Annotated in this window: 13 protein-coding genes and 2 tRNA genes; 7 read left to right on the plus strand and 8 right to left on the minus strand. The window is 67.3% G+C overall.

What is annotated here, in order from left to right; translation table 11 throughout:
• Nucleotides 1-357: 357 nt before the first annotated feature.
• From IEX88_RS21675 to IEX88_RS21685, 3 genes are all read right to left on the minus strand, one after another.
• Entirely contained in the window at nucleotides 358-1002 is a 645-nt protein-coding gene (locus IEX88_RS21675; protein ID WP_244640425.1) for a nucleoside/nucleotide kinase family protein, read from the minus strand.
• Nucleotides 1003-1016: 14 nt separating this feature from the next.
• Complete coding sequence (gene cysG / locus IEX88_RS21680; protein WP_188854698.1) at nucleotides 1017-2480, minus strand: siroheme synthase CysG; 1464 nt, start codon at nucleotides 2478-2480, stop codon at nucleotides 1017-1019.
• Between the two features lie 206 nt (nucleotides 2481-2686).
• The gene (locus IEX88_RS21685) at nucleotides 2687-3115 is read right to left on the minus strand and encodes a GlcG/HbpS family heme-binding protein (protein WP_188854580.1); all 429 of its coding nucleotides are present in this window, start codon (nucleotides 3113-3115) and stop codon (nucleotides 2687-2689) included.
• 245 nt (nucleotides 3116-3360) lie between these two features.
• Here IEX88_RS21685 and IEX88_RS21690 point away from each other — a divergent pair, with 245 nt between their 5' ends.
• Together IEX88_RS21690 and IEX88_RS21695 are read left to right on the plus strand one after the other, a co-directional pair.
• On the plus strand, nucleotides 3361-4344 hold the full coding sequence (locus tag IEX88_RS21690; protein ID WP_188854581.1) for a ChaN family lipoprotein: 984 nt from the start codon (nucleotides 3361-3363) through the stop codon (nucleotides 4342-4344).
• A 170-nt stretch (nucleotides 4345-4514) separates the two neighbouring features.
• Nucleotides 4515-5876, plus strand: a complete 1362-nt coding sequence (locus tag IEX88_RS21695) for an esterase-like activity of phytase family protein (RefSeq protein ID WP_188854582.1) — start codon at nucleotides 4515-4517, stop codon at nucleotides 5874-5876.
• Nucleotides 5877-5948: 72 nt separating this feature from the next.
• Here the strand turns inward: IEX88_RS21695 and IEX88_RS21700 are convergent, their stop codons facing one another.
• A complete protein-coding gene (locus IEX88_RS21700; protein WP_188854583.1) occupies nucleotides 5949-7205 on the minus strand; it encodes an Hsp70 family protein in 1257 nt (418 codons plus the stop codon).
• Nucleotides 7206-7710: 505 nt separating this feature from the next.
• Between IEX88_RS21700 and aqpZ the strand changes: the two genes are divergently transcribed.
• Nucleotides 7711-8442, plus strand: a complete 732-nt coding sequence (gene aqpZ, locus IEX88_RS21705) for an aquaporin Z (RefSeq protein ID WP_188854584.1) — start codon at nucleotides 7711-7713, stop codon at nucleotides 8440-8442.
• A gap of 233 nt (nucleotides 8443-8675) precedes the next feature.
• Here aqpZ and lepA read toward each other — a convergent pair whose 3' ends face one another.
• The 3 genes from lepA to IEX88_RS21720 form a co-directional block, all read right to left on the minus strand.
• A complete protein-coding gene (gene lepA / locus IEX88_RS21710; RefSeq protein WP_188854585.1) occupies nucleotides 8676-10496 on the minus strand; it encodes a translation elongation factor 4 in 1821 nt (606 codons plus the stop codon).
• Between the two features lie 127 nt (nucleotides 10497-10623).
• A complete protein-coding gene (locus IEX88_RS21715; RefSeq protein WP_188854586.1) occupies nucleotides 10624-11577 on the minus strand; it encodes a CHAD domain-containing protein in 954 nt (317 codons plus the stop codon).
• 81 nt (nucleotides 11578-11658) lie between these two features.
• Nucleotides 11659-12132, minus strand: coding sequence for a CYTH domain-containing protein (locus tag IEX88_RS21720; protein ID WP_188854587.1), 474 nt, complete (start codon nucleotides 12130-12132; stop codon nucleotides 11659-11661).
• Nucleotides 12133-12536: 404 nt separating this feature from the next.
• Here IEX88_RS21720 and IEX88_RS21725 point away from each other — a divergent pair, with 404 nt between their 5' ends.
• The 3 genes from IEX88_RS21725 to IEX88_RS21735 all read left to right on the plus strand — a co-directional run bounded on the left by IEX88_RS21725 (nucleotide 12537) and on the right by IEX88_RS21735 (nucleotide 15207).
• Nucleotides 12537-12755: a hypothetical protein gene (locus IEX88_RS21725; RefSeq protein WP_188854588.1), complete on the plus strand. Its 219-nt coding sequence runs from the start codon at nucleotides 12537-12539 to the stop codon at nucleotides 12753-12755.
• 697 nt (nucleotides 12756-13452) lie between these two features.
• Entirely contained in the window at nucleotides 13453-13935 is a 483-nt protein-coding gene (locus tag IEX88_RS21730) for a MarR family winged helix-turn-helix transcriptional regulator (protein ID WP_188854589.1), read from the plus strand.
• 495 nt (nucleotides 13936-14430) lie between these two features.
• The gene (locus tag IEX88_RS21735) at nucleotides 14431-15207 is read left to right on the plus strand and encodes an SDR family NAD(P)-dependent oxidoreductase (protein ID WP_188854590.1); all 777 of its coding nucleotides are present in this window, start codon (nucleotides 14431-14433) and stop codon (nucleotides 15205-15207) included.
• Between the two features lie 389 nt (nucleotides 15208-15596).
• On the opposite strand, the gene IEX88_RS21740 is transcribed toward IEX88_RS21735, so the two are convergent.
• Nucleotides 15597-15672: transfer RNA gene (locus IEX88_RS21740), tRNA-Phe, on the minus strand.
• Nucleotides 15673-15958: 286 nt separating this feature from the next.
• Between IEX88_RS21740 and IEX88_RS21745 the strand changes: the two genes are divergently transcribed.
• Nucleotides 15959-16033, plus strand: a tRNA-Thr gene (locus tag IEX88_RS21745).
• Nucleotides 16034-16075 lie beyond the last annotated feature (42 nt).

Raw genomic sequence — 16075 nt, forward strand, 5'->3', positions numbered from 1 at the left:
TCCCAGCCAACAAAGTGTCACCCATCCATCCGGGCTGAAATGTCACCACTCTATCAGGGCAGGACATGCCGCGACCTTCTCCCCGGAGGGGAGAAGAAGCAGCTTCGGCGCCCCAGACCCTCATCGAAAAGCTCGAGCCGACCACTGCGGCCGCTGGAAGATCGCCTGCTCCAGCCGCTCGCGGCGGAGTTGGGAGACTCGGTGAGCCGCTCCTCCCTTCACCCTCATGGTGAGCCTGACGAACCACGAGGGTCGGCACCGCGCGGAAACGTGGCACGTGGCCCTCGCCCTTCGACAGGCTCAGGATGAGGGCCACGGACGTGTCCGCTGCAGCGGCATCGTGCAGTTGCCGGCGGATTAACCCTCGTCCGTCCGCAGTTCAAAATCCGCCGCCAGGCTGTGCCCCAGCACGAGGTGCAGGTTCGGAAGGTCGTTGCCCTCCATCTTCTGCCGCATGTCCTCTCCGACGAGGCCAAAACCCTGCCAGCGCTCGGTGAGGCGGGCTTCGAGCACGGCCGGATCGGCAGCGAGCATCACGGTCACGTCGAACAGGGATTTCAGCTCGCGCCAGCCGGGCGCGTCGAGGAGGAGATAGTTGCCCTCGACGAGCACGATGCGGGCTGCCGCGGGGATGATGGCGGCGCCGGCGCGGGCGATCTCGATGGTGCGGTCGAAGACGGGGACGGCGATGTCCGTGCCGTCGTCGGCCTTCAGCCGCTGGATCATCGCCCGGAGGCCGCCGAGGTCGAAGGTGAAGGGCGCGCCCTTGCGCGGGCGGTGGCCGCGGGCGTGCAGAACGGCATCGTCGAAGTGGTAGCCGTCCATCGCCAGCACGCCGCACAGGCCGGGAGTTTCGGCATTCAGCCGGTCGGCAAGGGTCGCGGTGGTCGTGCTTTTGCCGACCCCTGGCGGCCCGGCGATGGCGACGAGGAGGCGCCGCCCGCTGGCGCCTGCAGAAAGCAGGCGCCCAACCAGCGTTTCGGCGTCAACCGCTTCGGTCATTCCAAGGCTTCCTGTCAGGCGCTGCCGCGGGCTTCCTGCCGGCTCGGGTTTTCGCTGGCGACGTCCAGCGTGTCGACGCAATCGGCAAACACCCGGCCGACGCCGATGAGGATGGGACGGTCGACGCCGATGCGGGCGACGATGGCGCCGAGGTCCTGGAGATGGCCGGTGCCGCGCGTCTCGTCCGCGCGCGAGATGTTGGCGGCGACGGCGACGGGCGTCGATGCCGGTAGGCCGTGGGCGATCAGCATCTCGGCAATCTTCGGCGCCATGCGGCCGCCCATGTAGAAGACGGTGGTGGCATGGTCGTCGGCGAGGGCGTGCCAGTCGAGATCGTCGGGCAGGCCACCCTTCTTGGAATGGCCGGTGACGAAGCGCACCTGGGTGGCGCGGTCGCGGTGCGTCAGCGAGACGCCAAAGCCGGCGGCGAGCGCCGAGGCGGCGGTGATGCCGGGCACGATGGCGACCGGAATGTTTTCCGCCTTCAGCGCTTCGATCTCCTCGCCGGCCCGACCGAACACGCCGACATCGCCCGATTTCAGCCGCACCACGTGCTTGCCGGCCTTGGCGAACTGGATCATCAAAGCGTTGATGTCCTCCTGCCGGCAGCTCTCGCGCGCCGCTCGCTTGCCGACGAGCATGCGTTTCGCCTCGCGCCGGGCGAGTTCCAAGATTTCGTCCGAGACGAGATCGTCGAAGAGGATGACATCAGCCGCCTGCAGCGCCCGGACGGCCTTCAGCGTCAGCAACTCGGCCTCGCCGGGACCGGCACCGACGAGGGTGACGCGGCCGCCGGCCTCCGGCGAGGCGGCAAGGCCGTCGACGAGGGCCGACAACGCCGCGGTGTCGGCCAGATCCGGCGCCCGTCCCGTGAAGGCGCGCGAGGAGAAATTTTCCCAGAAACTGCGGCGGCGCGGGCCGGCGTCGAGCCGGGCCATCACCTCGCCGCGCACCGTGGCGGCGAGCGCCGCCCAGCCGGAAAGGGCGCGCGGCAAGAGCGTCTCGATGCGGCGGCGGATCGCCTGGCCGAGGATCGGCGCGGCGCCGTCCGTGGAAATGCCGATGACAGCCGGCGAACGGTTGACGATGGTGCCGAAGCGGAACTCGCAGAAGGCCGGCTTGTCGATCACGTTGACCGGCACGCCGGCGGCCCGGGCCGCGCAGAAGAAGGCTTGCGCCGAGGCGTCGGTATCGCAGTCGCCGACGGCCAGCGCGGCACCGGCAAAACTGTCGAGGCTCCAGGGGCGGTCGCGGTGGGTCAGCGAACCCGCTGCGGGGCCGGCGATGAGTAGCGCCGCCATCTCCTCGCCGATCTCGTCGGCGAGCACGTCCAGCACCACGTCGGCGCCGGCCGCGGCCAGAAGCTCGGCCTTCCAGGCCGCGCCGGCCCCGCCGCCGGTCATCGCGACACGCTTGCCGGCGAGATCGAAGAACACCGGCAGCGTCGCCAGCGGCTCGATCCGCCGAGCGGCGCGCATCGGCGGCGCGTCGGTGGCGACGAGCCGGATCTCGGGGTTGCTGCGGTCGGTGGTCATCTCTGTCCTGTGCGGGCGGCCTCAGGGCGAGGCGCTCGTTTCATCGCCGCCACTGTCGCCATTGCCGGCTGCGCTGTCGAGGATTGCTTTTGCCAATTGGCCGCCGCGGGGAAAATCTTGATCCCCCGCAGCGATGGCTGGCGTGGCGTTCAGCCGTGGTCGGCGGTAAGTCCGGCGGTCTCGATTCCGGCGACGGCGCAGGCCTCGTCATTGTCCGAGGTATCGCCGGTGATGCCGACGGCGCCGAGGATGCGGCCGTCCTTGCCCTTGACGAGGACGCCGCCCGGCACCGGCACCAGCGAGCCCTTGGCGAGCGCATTCATCGCCTGGATGAAGAAGGGCTGGGTCTCGGCGCGTGTCTGCAAAGCGCGCGAGCCGATGCCGAGCTGGACGCAGCCATTGGCCTTGCCGATAGCGATGTCCGGCCGCATGGGGCTCGCGCCATCCATGCGCTCGAGGGCGATCAACGAGCCGCCGGCGTCGAGCACGGCGATCGTCAGGGGCTTCAGGTTCATCGCCACGCCCTTCTCGAAAGCGGCCTTGATGATGATGCGGGCATGGGCGAGGGTAAGGGTCATGCTCTGGTCTTTCCTGCGGTCGTCCGCCCCGGCAAAGCCGGCACGACGGACGAAGGGGCTGGTCCGGCGGCGCCGGATGTCGCCCATCCATAGACAATGTCGTGCCCGGGGAAAATGCCGCTCGTGTCCGCGCCTCGCTCCTCGCTGCGGGGATGCCTATATTCAAGGCTGCAGCGGACAGACGAAACTTGCTCCAAACCGACTCCGCCGTCCCGCCGCACCCGGCCCTCGCCTGAAAGTCCTCGATGCTGGCTCTTCTTCGTCACCTTCCGGTTCTGGCACTCCTCGCTCTGGCGACGCCGGCCACCGCCTTCGAGATGCCGTCGGCCTGGCTGTCGAGCCATTTTCGCGACAATCCGCTCGTCGGCTCGCTGTGGAGCGGCGACGGTCGGCGCGTGGATGCCGCCACCCTGACCGCGGCGCTGGACGGCGCGGACTATGTCCTCCTGGGCGAGATCCACAGCAATCCCGACCATCACGCGATCCAGGCACGGATCGTCGAGGCGATGGTGGCGGCGGGCGAGCGGCCAGCCGTCGTCTTCGAGATGATTTCCGCCGACGAGATCCCGGCGCTCGATGCTTTTCTGGCCAAGCCCGGCGCCACGGCGGAGGGTTTTGGCGCAGCGGTGAAATGGACGGAGCGGGGCTGGCCGGATTTTGCCATCTACCGACCGATCGTGGCCACGGCGCTGGCGCACCGGCTGCCCATCCATGCCGGGAATCTCGGACTCGAGACGACACGGCGCATCAGCCGCGAGGGCGTGGCCGCGCTGCCGGCGCCCGACGTCGCGCGTCTCGGTCTCGACTTGCCGATGCCCGAGGGCGGGGAGGCGAGTCTCACGACCGAGCTGAAGGAATCGCATTGCGGCCTCCTGCCCGACAAGGCGATCGCGCCGATGCTGACGGTGCAGCGGGCGCGCGACGGGGCGCTCGCCGACGCGCTGGTCGAGGCATCGAGCCGCGGTCAGGCCGTGCTGATCGCCGGGGCGGGGCACGTGCGCACAGACTATGCCGTGCCGGCGCTGCTCCGGACCCGGGCGCCGGGCGCCGCGATCGTCTCCATCGGCATGATGGAGGTGGCGGACGGCAAGACCGGACTCGCCGACTATGGCATGTCCAGGGACACGCCGGCGCCCTACGACTTCGTGCTCTTCACCCCGCGGGCCGATATCGCCGACCCCTGCGCCGGCATGGCCGAGGCGATGAAGGCGATGGCGCCGGCCAAATAGCGAGAGAGGACGAGCGGCCAGCCGGTCTTCCTCGCCTTTCCCCCAGGCCCTCATCGTGCCCGGGATCCTCCCGGCGCGCCGGGATTGTCACGCGCTGTTCACGGCCCGTTCAACGCCCTGTCATCGAAAACCGGTGTCTCTCGCCGTGCCATTCACAGGAGACCGGTTCCATGACGACGATTCTCAAGACCAGTTTTGCCCTACTGCTTCTGGGTGTTTCCGCCGCCGCCGCCCAGTCCGTCGAGGGCCAGGCGTTCCACGCGACGCTCGCCGGCCAGGCGATACTGCCGGCCGCCACCGTCGTCGCTGCCCCGGCCGATGCGCCGGCCTTTCTGAAGCAGGCCGGAAAATTTACCACGCCCGACCGCCAGCGCACCACCGAGCTCGGCAAGGTTGCCGGCATGGACGGCAAGCGCCCGACGAATTCCGGCCTGCCGATCGACGGCCAGTCCGTCCAGGGTTTCTCCGGCATCCGCAAGATGCCCGACGGCACGTTCTGGAGTCTCTCCGACAACGGTTTCGGCTCCAAGGCGACGTCGAGCGACGCGATGCTGATGCTGCATCACCTCGCCATCGACTGGACGGCGGGTACGGTCGATCGGAAGGAGACGGTCTTCCTCAGCGATCCCGAAATGAAGGCGCCGTTCCCGATCACGCTCGAGGGGACGGACACCCGCTATCTCACAGGCGCCGACTTCGACGTCGAATCCATCCAGCCCGTGGCCGACGGCTTTTGGGTCGGTGAGGAATTTGGCCCCTACCTCCTGAAGTTCGACCTCGAGGGACGGCTGCAGTCGGCCCATGCCACGCGCGTCGGCGAGACCAAGGTGATGTCGCCTGACAACGCCATGCTGAAGCTGCCCGACAATCCCACCAAGCCGCTGCCGGCCATCAACCTGAAGCGCTCGGGCGGCTATGAGGGCCTGGCCCTCTCGCCGGACGGCGCGCGCCTCTACGCGCTGCTCGAAGGCCCGCTCTATACCGACGGCAAGGTCGCGACGGTCGAGGACGGCCGCACCGGCCTCAGCATCATCGAGTTCGACACCGCCAAGGGCGACTGGACCGGCCGCTCCTGGCTCTACCCGCTGGCCGAGGGCGGCGAGGCAATCGGCGACTTCAACATGATCAGCGACACGCAAGGCCTCGTCATCGAGCGCGACAATGGCGCCGGCCGTCCCGGCGAGGCCTGCAAGGGGGAGCCGGCCGCCGACTGTTTTGCCACGCCGGCCCAGCTCAAGCGGATCTACAAGATCGAATTGACCGACGAGAATGTCGGCAAGGCTGCCCGCAAGATCGGCTATATCGACCTCCTCGCCATCAAGGATCTGAAGGGCCTCGCCAAGCAGGGCGGCAAGGACGGGATCTACGACATGCCGTTCGTGACCATCGAGAACGTCGACCGCGTTGACGAGACCCATATCGTCGTCGGCAACGACAACAATTTCCCCTTCTCGGCCGGCCGCGAATTGAACAAGGCCGACGACAACGAGTTCGTCCTGCTCGACGTCGCCGATTTCCTCAAGGCTGAGTAGGCGCAAACACCGGCGGCGCTGGCTTCTGCCGGCGCCGCCATCCTTTGCCGGGTGCTGTGGACGCCGCGCCGCTCAGCCGAACTTGCGCTTGGCGTCGACGGCAAGACCGAGCCCGACGCTGCCGAAAGCGTCGCTCTCGACGACGCGGGCGCCGGGGAAGAGGCCCGTCGCGGCGCGGTGCACCACCGGGATCTGCGTCGAGCCGCCGGTGAGGAGGACGGTGTCGATCGCCGAGGCCTCGATGCCGGCCTTGGCGAGACAGTCCAGAATGCTGCCGGTGATGCCGGCAACGAGGCTCTCCACGGCCGCCTCGAAGGCGGGACGGGTGATCGTCTGGCTGAGGTCGAGCCCGGTTTCCTTCAGCCAGACCTCCGCCTCGCCCGCGTCCGTCAGGGCGATCTTCGCCGCTTCGACCTTGCCGGCGAGGCGGTGGCCGGAGCGGTGCTCGAGGATTTTCAGGAAGCGCGAGAGCTTGTCGGGGTCGGCCGATTCGCGCCGGAGCTCGAACAGGTCGCGGGCGATTTTGGGCGTGTAGAGCAGGTTGATCCGGTGCCAGGTGGCCAGGTCGTTGAAGTACCAGACCGGCATGCGGCGCTTGCCGTCGGCGGTCGCGGTGCCCATGCCGAGTGACGGCATGACCTCGGCGAGACTCAGCACCCGGTCGAAATCCGTGCCGCCGATGTGGACGCCGGAGGAGGCGAGGATGTCGTCGCTGCGGTCGGGCTTCTCAGCCCCCTGCGGCGACAGCCGGATGACGGTGAAGTCGGAGGTGCCGCCGCCGATGTCGACGACGAGCGCGAGCTCCTCCGCCGTCACGTCGCGTTCGTAGTTCAGCGCCGCGGCGACGGGCTCGAACTGGAACTCGATCTGGGAGAACCCCTGCGCCCTGGCCGCCGCGGCGAGCTGGTCCTCGGCGGTGCGGTCGGCGGCCGCGTCGTCGTCGACGAAATGCACGGGACGGCCGAGCACCACCTTGTCGATGGGGGCGCCTGCCGCGGTCTCGGCTGTCGCCTTCAGGGATTTCAGGAACAGGCCGATGATGTCGCCGAAATGCAGCCGCTCGCGGCCGACGCGCGTCGTCTCCTCCATCAGCGAGGTCCCGAGCACGCTCTTCAGCGCCCGCATGAACCGCCCCTCGGCGCCGTCGACATATTCGAACACCGCCTTGCGGCCGAAATGGGTGCTGTGGTCCTCGAGGCTGAAGAACATCGCCGAGGGAATTGTCGCCTGCCCGTCCTCCAGCGCCACGAGATGCGGCACGCCGCCGCGCAACAGGCCGAGGGTGGAGTTCGTCGTGCCGAAATCGAGGCCGCAGGCAGGTTGGGTCATGTCAGTGCTTTGTCTCGGGCGGCCCGGCAGGCGGCGGAAAGGCGAGGGCCGGGGATAGAGGGCGAAGCGGCAAATGGCAACCGGTGTGGTCACGCTTCAGGAACAGGCGATTGATGCGTGCTTGCCAAGCCGGTGACCCTTTTGGCCAATCGCCAGTTTGGCTTCAGCTCCCAGGGTGCCGCGCCGGATCCGGCGAAGCCGGGGGTCCCGCTGCTTTGCCGGCGTTCTGGCCGGGGAAACGGCGCGGGCAAACCGCAAGCCTGATCGGTAACGGCGCCCTTCGGCAAAGCGACGCGCAGCTGTCTCCTCGACCGCTGTTTGGAAGCAGTTACTTCCCGTGTCGAGCCGCCCACCGGCAAACCGGCTGGCCCGTCAACGAGGGTGATGAGACAGGCCGCGTGCCGGCGTGGAATTGTTCATCAGAGTCCCGGCTGCGATGCTTGACCCCGAGGGACTTTCGGCGTCCCCTGACGCAAAGGGAGTTCAGTGATCGGGGGCGCGCCGCATGGACCGAGACACACTTCGCAGGTGCATCGCAGAATTCTTTGGTACCTTCTGGCTGACGTTTGGGGGCTGCGGGGCCGCCGTCCTGTCAGCGGCCTTTCCCGATCTCGGCATCGGGTTTCTCGGCGTGGCCTTTGCTTTCGGGCTGACTGTCCTGACCATGGCCTATGCCGTCGGGCATATCTCCGGCGGCCATTTCAACCCGGCGGTGACACTGGGGCTCTGGTCGGCGGGCCGTTGTGCCAACAAGCACGTCCTGCCTTACATCGTCGCTCAGGTGGCCGGGGCGATCGTCGGCGCCGGTTTCCTTTACATGATCGCGTCAGGCCGGGCGGATTGGGTGCCCGGCGGGTTTGCGGCGAACGGATACGGCGCGCTCAGCCCCGGCCGGTTCTCGCTCACGGCGGGCTTCCTCACCGAATTCCTGGCGACCTTCTTCTTCCTGTTCATCATCATCGGGACGACCTCCAAGGGCGCCGCGACGGGATTTGCGGGAATCCCGATCGGCTTTGCCCTTGTGCTCATCCACCTGATCTCGATCCCGGTCACCAACACGTCGGTCAACCCTGCGCGAAGCACGGGACCGGCCCTGTTTGCGGGCGGCGACTATGTCGTGCAACTCTGGATGTTCTGGCTCGCGCCCATTCTCGGCGCGATGGTCGCCGGCGCCTTTGCCAAATGGCTGTACGAACCGGCCGGGATCCTCGACACGATCGTGGTGGAGGAGCGCTGACATAAAGGCGTCCGGCGCCCTCGAATGAACGACCGCCGGATCGGGTCAGAGCGGCAAGCGCTGGCCCGCTGTTCCGGCAGCTCTTCGCTTTGTCCCGCTCGTCGCGGAGCGCGAGCCCTTTGGCCGATCGAGAGGCCGCCTCTGCCAAGGCAGCACAGGCAGTCATCCTGAGGCACTGCCTGCGGCACGGGATGTTGACGCGTGTCGGTCTCGCTTCGGCGTGCCAGCTGCCGTCAGTTGTCCATCTTCAGCGCGGCGATGAACGCTTCCTGCGGAATATCCACCTTGCCGAACTGGCGCATGCGCTTCTTGCCCTCCTTCTGCTTGTCGAGGAGTTTGCGCTTGCGCGTGGCGTCGCCGCCGTAGCATTTCGCGGTCACGTCCTTGCGCAGCGCCGAGATGGTCTCGCGGGCGATGACCTTGCCGCCGATGGCCGCCTGGATCGGGATCTTAAAGAGGTGGTTCGGGATCAGTTCCTTCAGCTTCTCGCACATGGCACGGCCGCGGCGTTCCGCCTGGTTGCGGTGGACGAGCATGGAGAGCGCGTCGACCGGTTCGGCGTTGACGAGCACGGAGAGTTTGACGAGGTCACCCTCGCGGTAGTCGATGAGTGAATAGTCGAAGGAGGCATAGCCCTTGGAGATCGATTTCAGCCGGTCGTAGAAGTCGAACACCACCTCGTTCAGCGGCAGCTCGTAGGTCACCATAGCGCGCTTGCCGACATAGGAGAGGTCGGTCTGGATGCCGCGGCGCTCCTGGCAGAGGGTCAGGATGTTGCCGAGATAGTCGTCGGGGGTGAGGATCGTCGCCTTGATCCAGGGCTCCTGAATCTCAGCGATCTTCATCACATCCGGCATGTCGGACGGGTTGTGCAGCTGGATGGTCGTGCCGTCGGTCAGCTTGATGTCGTAGACGACGGAGGGCGCGGTGGCGATGAGGTCGAGGTCGAACTCTCGGCTGAGGCGTTCCTGGACGATCTCGAGGTGGAGCAGGCCGAGAAAGCCGCAGCGGAAGCCGAAACCGAGGGCGGCCGAGGATTCCATCTCGAAGGAGAAGCTGGCGTCGTTGAGGCGCAGCTTGCCCATGGCGGCCCTGAGGTCGTCGAACTGCGCGGCGTCGACCGGGAATAGGCCGCAGAACACCACCGGCTGCGCCGGCTTGAAGCCCGGCAGCATGGTCGTGGTCGGGCGCTTGTCCTCGGTGATGGTGTCGCCGACGCGGGTATCGGCGACTTCCTTGATCGAGGCGGTGATGAAGCCGAGCTCGCCGGGGCCGAGAACGTCCATGGCCAGCATTTTCGGGGTGAAGACGCCGACCCGGTCGACCGGGTATTTGGCATCGGTGCCCATCATCCGGATGATCTGGCCCTTCCTCAGCTCGCCGTCGATGATGCGCACGAGCACGACGACGCCGAGATAGGCGTCGTACCACGAGTCGACCAGCATGGCCTTCAGCGGCTTCGAGCGGTCCCCCTCCTTCGGCGGCGGCAGGCGGTGGACGACCGCTTCCAGCACGTCCTCGATGCCGATGCCCGATTTCGCCGAGATCATCACGGCATCGGAGGCGTCGAGGCCGATCACCTCCTCGATCTGCTCCTTCACCCGGTCGGGTTCCGCGGCGGGGAGGTCGATCTTGTTGAGGACGGGGACGATCTCGTGGCCGTTGTCGAGCGCGAGATAGACGTTGGCGAGCGTCTGCGCCTCGACCCCCTGCGCCGCGTCGACGACCAGCAGCGAGCCCTCGCAGGCGGCGAGCGAGCGCGACACCTCATAGGCGAAGTCGACATGGCCGGGCGTGTCGATGAGGTTGAGGATGTAGGTCTCGCCATTCTTGGCGACGTAGTGCAGGCGCACCGTCTGCGCCTTGATGGTGATGCCGCGCTCGCGCTCGATGTCCATCGAGTCGAGCACCTGCTCGGTCATTTCGCGAGCCTGCAACCCTCCCGTCGTCTGGATCAGCCGGTCGGCCAGGGTCGACTTGCCGTGGTCGATATGGGCCACGATCGAGAAGTTGCGGATATGGTCGAGGGGCGTGTGGGTGCTCATGCGCCGCATATAAGCAAATTGAGGCAAAGGCGATACCGTTTTTAACGGCATCGCCTGCCGTACGCTTTCGCCCACCGGCCCGACCCGCGCGCCGGGCCTCGGCGCGGGCCTGCCGGGCCCCGAACGGTTGCCGCGGCTAGCTTGCGCCGCTGCTTCCCCCGGCGCCTTCGGCGGCCGAAGCGGCCTCCGCGGCGAGGCGCCAGAGCCGCTTGATCCGGGCTGCTACGGCCTCCGGCTTGTCGGCCAGCAGCCGGCGGGCGTCGGAGAGGGCGCCGGCCTGCAACTCGGCCTGGCGGCGGTCCATCAGCGCCAGCACCAGCGCGTGCCCCTCGGCCTCGGGCATGAGCTCGGCCCGCAGCACGGCATAGTCGTGGTCGCGGCCGAGCGCATCGGCGATCTCGGCGGCCGTCCGGCGCAGCGGCTCGAAACTCTCGGGCCAGAGCGGGGCGAGGAGCTGCAGATGGAAGCTCAGATACTTCACGTGCTTGCGCAGGTCGTGCAGGTCTTCCGCCGCACCGCTGCGCAGGGCCTTCTTCAGCGCGTCGCGGGCGCGGCCATGCGTGGCGGCAAAGCCCGTCGCGAGCACCTTCGGCGCGTCCTTGACCGGACGGTGGAAGGCCAGCATGCCGGCGGCGTCGCGGCTGTCGGCCAGCGTCGCCAGGGTCGCGGCGATCGTCGCGCCGAGATCGCCTTCGCCGGCGAGCGCCGTCTGGCGCTTTTCTTCCAACTCGCCCCGCAGGGCGCCGAACGCGGCCTTCGTCGCGCTCTCGGACAGGCCGGCCGGCACATGATCGACGAGGGCATCGAGCGCTTCGATCAGCGCCGTGCGATCGCGCACGCCCGACAGGGCGCGGGCGGCGTCGCGAAAGCGGGCATTCTCGGTGCGGGCAAAGCCGGTGTCGCCGCTCCGGGTCAGCAGCACCAGAGCGCGCAGCTTCTTGAAACGCTTGCGCACGTCGTGGATCGCCTCGTGCGGGTCCTCGCCGGGTTTCGGCGCGGAAAGCTCGGCCGAAGCCTTGTCGATCTGCTCCTCGGCGACGCGCCGGATCTCGGCGTCGAGCGGCAGGCCGGGGGTGAGGCGGTAGCTCATGGGGATTTCCTGAAAAGTCTGGACGAACGGAGAGAGGCCCGAAACGGGACGGGCCAGATCGGCGCCACGACGGTCGCGCTCTTAGAGAGAGGATGTATCGGAGAAGCCGGAAAGCGCAAGCAGTGCGTTCGAATAGGCGGAATCGCCGGTCACTTCGAGGCCCAGAAAGGCGGGAAGATCAACGAGATCGTTCTCGCTCTCCAGTTCGATCTCGGCCACGACCAGCGGCGCGAGATCGCCCTCGAAGACGTCGACCTCGATCACATGGCGGCCGAGCGGCAGGCGGTGGCGCCGCTTGACGATCACCCGGCCGATCCGCGCCGGCTCGAGATCGAGCGCATCGGCGAGCGGGATCGGGTATTCGAACTCGCCGCGCGACAGGCCGGCCCCGGTCTTGATCGTCAGATAGGCCTGCGCCGCATCGACGATCCGCACGCGCACCGAAAAGTCGTCGCGCCGTCCCAGATAGAACTGCCGGATGGCGACGACCTCGCCGGCGCTTCGACGCCAGCTGTCATCGCGCAGGAGAAATTTGCGTTCGATTTCCATTGCCATGGCAAAACCATGCAGGAGGTCGCTGTCATGATCCAGTACCGGCCGGCGAAAACCCGTCCTGCGCCCGGCCGGGCCCGAACAAGGTCGAACCGGCCACGCCGGATGCGCCGCTGTTTTTTTTGGGGGGGGGGCGGCAGCGGCACAGGCCCTCGGCCTGTCCGCGACCGGGTGACCTCCCATCGGCCGGGGTCGGAAAGGGGCCGACCGTGCAGGCCGGCCCGAGGGCCGCCGCCGGCACCGGTCGACCTGTCCGCTCGCCTGCCGGGGCCGAAAATGCTATGCGGTTAAGACGGCGCGCTGCGTCGGCGCTGTTGCGGCGCAGCAAAGAAATCCGCTTTCCGACTTACAGCGGTCTCATTCTGCCGCGATCCTGAACCGACGACGACCCCGGCGGGAGGCTTGGCATGTTCAACATCTATCATCACCGCAGTGACCGCTCGATCGTTTGCGTTACCCGCGCCGTGGGGGTCATGCCGCGTTTTCTGAACGAGAGCTGGGAATACGAAGGCCGTGTCAACGCGCTGCGCACGGAGACGCCGATCTACGACAGCGACTGCGCGGCCGCCGCCATCCGTCGCAGCGGCTACTATCTCTATGCCACCGACTGCGTGTCCGCCGGCTGAGACATAGCCGACGGGCGGCATGGTGCAGCTCCCCGCCATGAATCGGCAAGCGTCGCCTCCGGCTGCCGATTTTCGGCCGCAACGAGGGGATCGGCTGGCCGGCCGATCGTCGATAAGGTGCCTTTGCGTCTCCAGACGGGGCGGCTCAGCCGGAACCCCGCGCCTCAGCGCATAGTCCCGCATGGCGCGGCGACCGCGCTGCAGCATGAGAGCCGATGACCGGGAGCCAGAGTGATTCGCCCGAGAGGCGCCTGCGCGACCTCGATGAAGCCCGGGTTTCAGCCGCTCCTGCGATGCCAAGACAACACAGCTGCGTGATTCCGCCGTTTTCGCCGAAAATCTTAACGGAAAATAAACCCAGATTTGCGCCTGTTTTGTTCTCGCGTTGCTGTAGGAGATTGGATTGGCACGCGTATCGTCAGTTATTCCTATGGTCATGCCGAATATATCGTCGCGCCTTAGAATGTAAGGCGTCGCCCGTTCGTCAATGCGATTTATAATATAGCGATATCTCCTTGAAAATTTAGATTCATTTGCAGACGTTTCGAACTACTTAAAGTTAATGCGCGCGCCAAGACTACGTATAAGTGCATATATGCTCACTCGATGCAGACGTGCAGCCTGCTGGTGCGCCGATGCGGCGGCGACTGCCAGGAACGACTGGCGGCCACCCGGCGCTCTCAGAGGAGCCAAGGCAATGCCCAACGAAGACATCAATTATCCAGCCGGCTTCATGCTGGCGGACGTCGCCCGTCTGATGCGCGTCGAACTGGACAAGAGCATCGCGGAATCCGGCCTCGACCTGAGTGCCGGCGACATTCGCGCCCTCATGAACATCGCCCGCTTTTTCGATGGCGTTCGCCAGTGCGACATCGCCAAGGGCATGCATGTCGAGCCGATGACGATCTCGGCCTATCTCGACCGGTTGGAGAGCAGCAATCTGGTGCGGCGACAGGCCGATCCGCGCGATCGCCGGGCGCGGGTGGTGCATGTCACCGACACGGCGGCGATGGTGCTGCAGCAGGTTCAGCCGATGCTGGCCACGGTCTATGACAATGCGATGCTCGGCGTCGCCGACGAAGCGCGGCTCTGCACCGAAACGTCGCTGGAGATCGCCCGCACCAATCTCAGCCGGCAGCGCTATCTCGGCTCGGATATGATGAGGGCCGGCGGCTTCTAGCCGGATCGACAGCGCCTTGCGCTCCCGACGGCCGAGCCGGATGTGGCCAAGCACTGCGGCCAGCACTCGGACAGGAACCCCCTGACTCCTTGGCAAGCCTGCGGGCGGCCTGGAAAAGCCGTGCGGCGGCGGCTGCCGCCCTGGCGACGCCGGTCTCACCGTCGCCCGGTTGATCCGCCAGGCACGTCCGGCGGGAACGCGCCGGTCCCGCTCTTGCGCGGTGAAGATCGGCACCTCACGGCGCCGCCGGTGGCGGTCGGGACGCAGGCAACTCCAAGGCGCGATCGTGATGCCCGTGCGATGCGGCGCGCGTCCTCGGCGGTTTCCGTCGCGAAGGCTGACCCTGGTGGCGCACTGGTGGCGGACGGAAGCGCGGGCCGCCATCCTTCAGCGAGGTCGCCAACACCGCGGACTTCGCTTAGGAGAGCATGTCGGACCGTGTCCGGCCCAAGAGGCGAAAAGCCCGCGGGACAAACAGCGGGCGGGAGGAACGACATGACCAAGGTAGCCCTGATCACCGGCGCGGCTCGCGGAATCGGCCTCGCCACGGCGAAGCGGTTTCTCGGCGAAGGCTGGCTGGTGACGCTGCTCGACATCGATGGCGGAGCACTGGCCACCACCATGGCTGATCTCGGCCGGGAGGAGAGTGCGCTTGCCCTCGTCTGCGACGTTGCCGACCCCGCCGCCGTGACCACCGCCTTTGAGCACCACGCGCAGCGCTTCGGGCGGCTCGATGCGCTCGTCAACAATGCCGGGACGGCGGTGTTCAAGCCGATGCTCGAGACCAGCCCCGAGGAATGGGCGCGGGTGCTGGCGGTCAATCTCGGTGGCCCCTTCCTGTGCACGCAGGCGGCGGCCAGGCTGATGGCCGGCAATGGCGGCGGCAGCGTCGTCAACATCACCTCGATCTCCGGCGAGCGCGCCTCGACCCTTCGCGTTGCCTATGGCACCAGCAAAGCGGGCCTTGCCCATCTCACCAAGCAGCAGGCTGTGGAACTGGCCAGCCTCGACATCCGGGTCAATGCCGTGGCACCCGGCCCGGTCGATACGGCCATGGCCAAGAAAGTGCACAGCGCCGCCATCCGTGCCGACTACCGCGACGCCGTGCCGCTCGCCCGCTACGGCCTGGAGGACGAGATCGCCGACGCGATCTTCTACCTTTCCAGCGCGCGGGCCAGCTATGTCACGGGCCAGACGCTGGCCGTCGACGGCGGCTTCAGCGCCTGCGGCATCGGCCTTCCGACATTGCGCGGCGAAGCCCGCAACGGCTGAACCTCACGGGGCGGGGGGGAGCTGAGGCACAGGGCGCCCGCCGCCCGCGCTTCGCGCAGGCTCCGCGACCTCGATCCGGACCGCGCGGCCGCGCTTTCGTCCTGGCCTTCAGACGCTCCCGTTCCAAAACACCTGATCTCGGTCCGCGGACCCGGCAGCAGGCCAGAATCAGCGGGGCTGGGATGTTTCGAGCCGGTCGACCAGAGCGCTCGTCGCCCGGCCCAAGCGCCCTCGATATCGGCAGAGGTAAGGGCGCCCATCAGGCAAGGCCCGGCAGAGCCGAGGGATAAGTGGCGGATCATCCGAAACAGCCTTGGATCGGACAGCCTGCTTACCACCTCAGGGCGGCTGATCCCCGGCTCTCATCATGATCAAGATCGGGAGAATAGTGGTGCCCAGGGACGGAGTCGAACCGCCGACACTGCGATTTTCAGTCGCATGCTCTACCAACTGAGCTACCTGGGCGCCCTGCCTCGGAGGCGCGGAAACGTCGCGGCTCGCAAGGTCCGCGCCTTATAGGAAGAACAATTCCGCCTGTCCAGCCTCTTTCTCAGCGGCGCGAGGTTTGTCGATCGCGCCGAAGAGAGAGGGCCAGCGCCGTGATTCGCGTGGCGATCGGCAGCGCCGCAGGTGCGGTTGCCGCCGCCACGGACCCTGCGTGCCTTCCGGCGCCGGAGCTTGCGCGAAGCCGTCGTCGGCGGGTTGCGCTGGCGGAAACACTGTGGCAGAAGTCCGGCGCGTTCAGCGTCAGGCTGCGGTAGCTCAGTGGTAGAGCACTCCATTGGTAATGGAGAGGTCGGGAGTTCAATCCTCCCTCGCAGCACCAGTTCATGCTTCGCATCCCCTCCCATTCAGCATTTCGGACAAC

The sequence above is a fragment of the Aureimonas glaciei genome, assembly GCF_014643375.1.
Lineage (GTDB): Bacteria > Pseudomonadota > Alphaproteobacteria > Rhizobiales > Rhizobiaceae > Plantimonas > Plantimonas glaciei.

Bases quoted from the DNA above. Each gene is read 5' to 3' on its own strand.
- IEX88_RS21695 (WP_188854582.1), top strand. From the start codon at position 4,515: ATGACGACGATTCTCAAGACCAGTTTTGCCCTACTGCTTCTGGGTGTT.
- IEX88_RS21720 (WP_188854587.1), bottom strand. From the start codon at position 12,132: ATGGCAATGGAAATCGAACGCAAATTTCTCCTGCGCGATGACAGCTGG.
- IEX88_RS21690 (WP_188854581.1), top strand. From the start codon at position 3,361: ATGCTGGCTCTTCTTCGTCACCTTCCGGTTCTGGCACTCCTCGCTCTG.
- IEX88_RS21675 (WP_244640425.1), bottom strand. From the start codon at position 1,002: ATGACCGAAGCGGTTGACGCCGAAACGCTGGTTGGGCGCCTGCTTTCT.
- IEX88_RS21700 (WP_188854583.1), bottom strand. From the start codon at position 7,205: ATGACCCAACCTGCCTGCGGCCTCGATTTCGGCACGACGAACTCCACC.
- lepA (WP_188854585.1), bottom strand. From the start codon at position 10,496: ATGCGGCGCATGAGCACCCACACGCCCCTCGACCATATCCGCAACTTC.
- cysG (WP_188854698.1), bottom strand. From the start codon at position 2,480: ATGCGCGCCGCTCGGCGGATCGAGCCGCTGGCGACGCTGCCGGTGTTC.
- IEX88_RS21715 (WP_188854586.1), bottom strand. From the start codon at position 11,577: ATGAGCTACCGCCTCACCCCCGGCCTGCCGCTCGACGCCGAGATCCGG.
- IEX88_RS21730 (WP_188854589.1), top strand. From the start codon at position 13,453: ATGCCCAACGAAGACATCAATTATCCAGCCGGCTTCATGCTGGCGGAC.
- IEX88_RS21725 (WP_188854588.1), top strand. From the start codon at position 12,537: ATGTTCAACATCTATCATCACCGCAGTGACCGCTCGATCGTTTGCGTT.
- aqpZ (WP_188854584.1), top strand. From the start codon at position 7,711: ATGGACCGAGACACACTTCGCAGGTGCATCGCAGAATTCTTTGGTACC.
- IEX88_RS21685 (WP_188854580.1), bottom strand. From the start codon at position 3,115: ATGACCCTTACCCTCGCCCATGCCCGCATCATCATCAAGGCCGCTTTC.
- IEX88_RS21735 (WP_188854590.1), top strand. From the start codon at position 14,431: ATGACCAAGGTAGCCCTGATCACCGGCGCGGCTCGCGGAATCGGCCTC.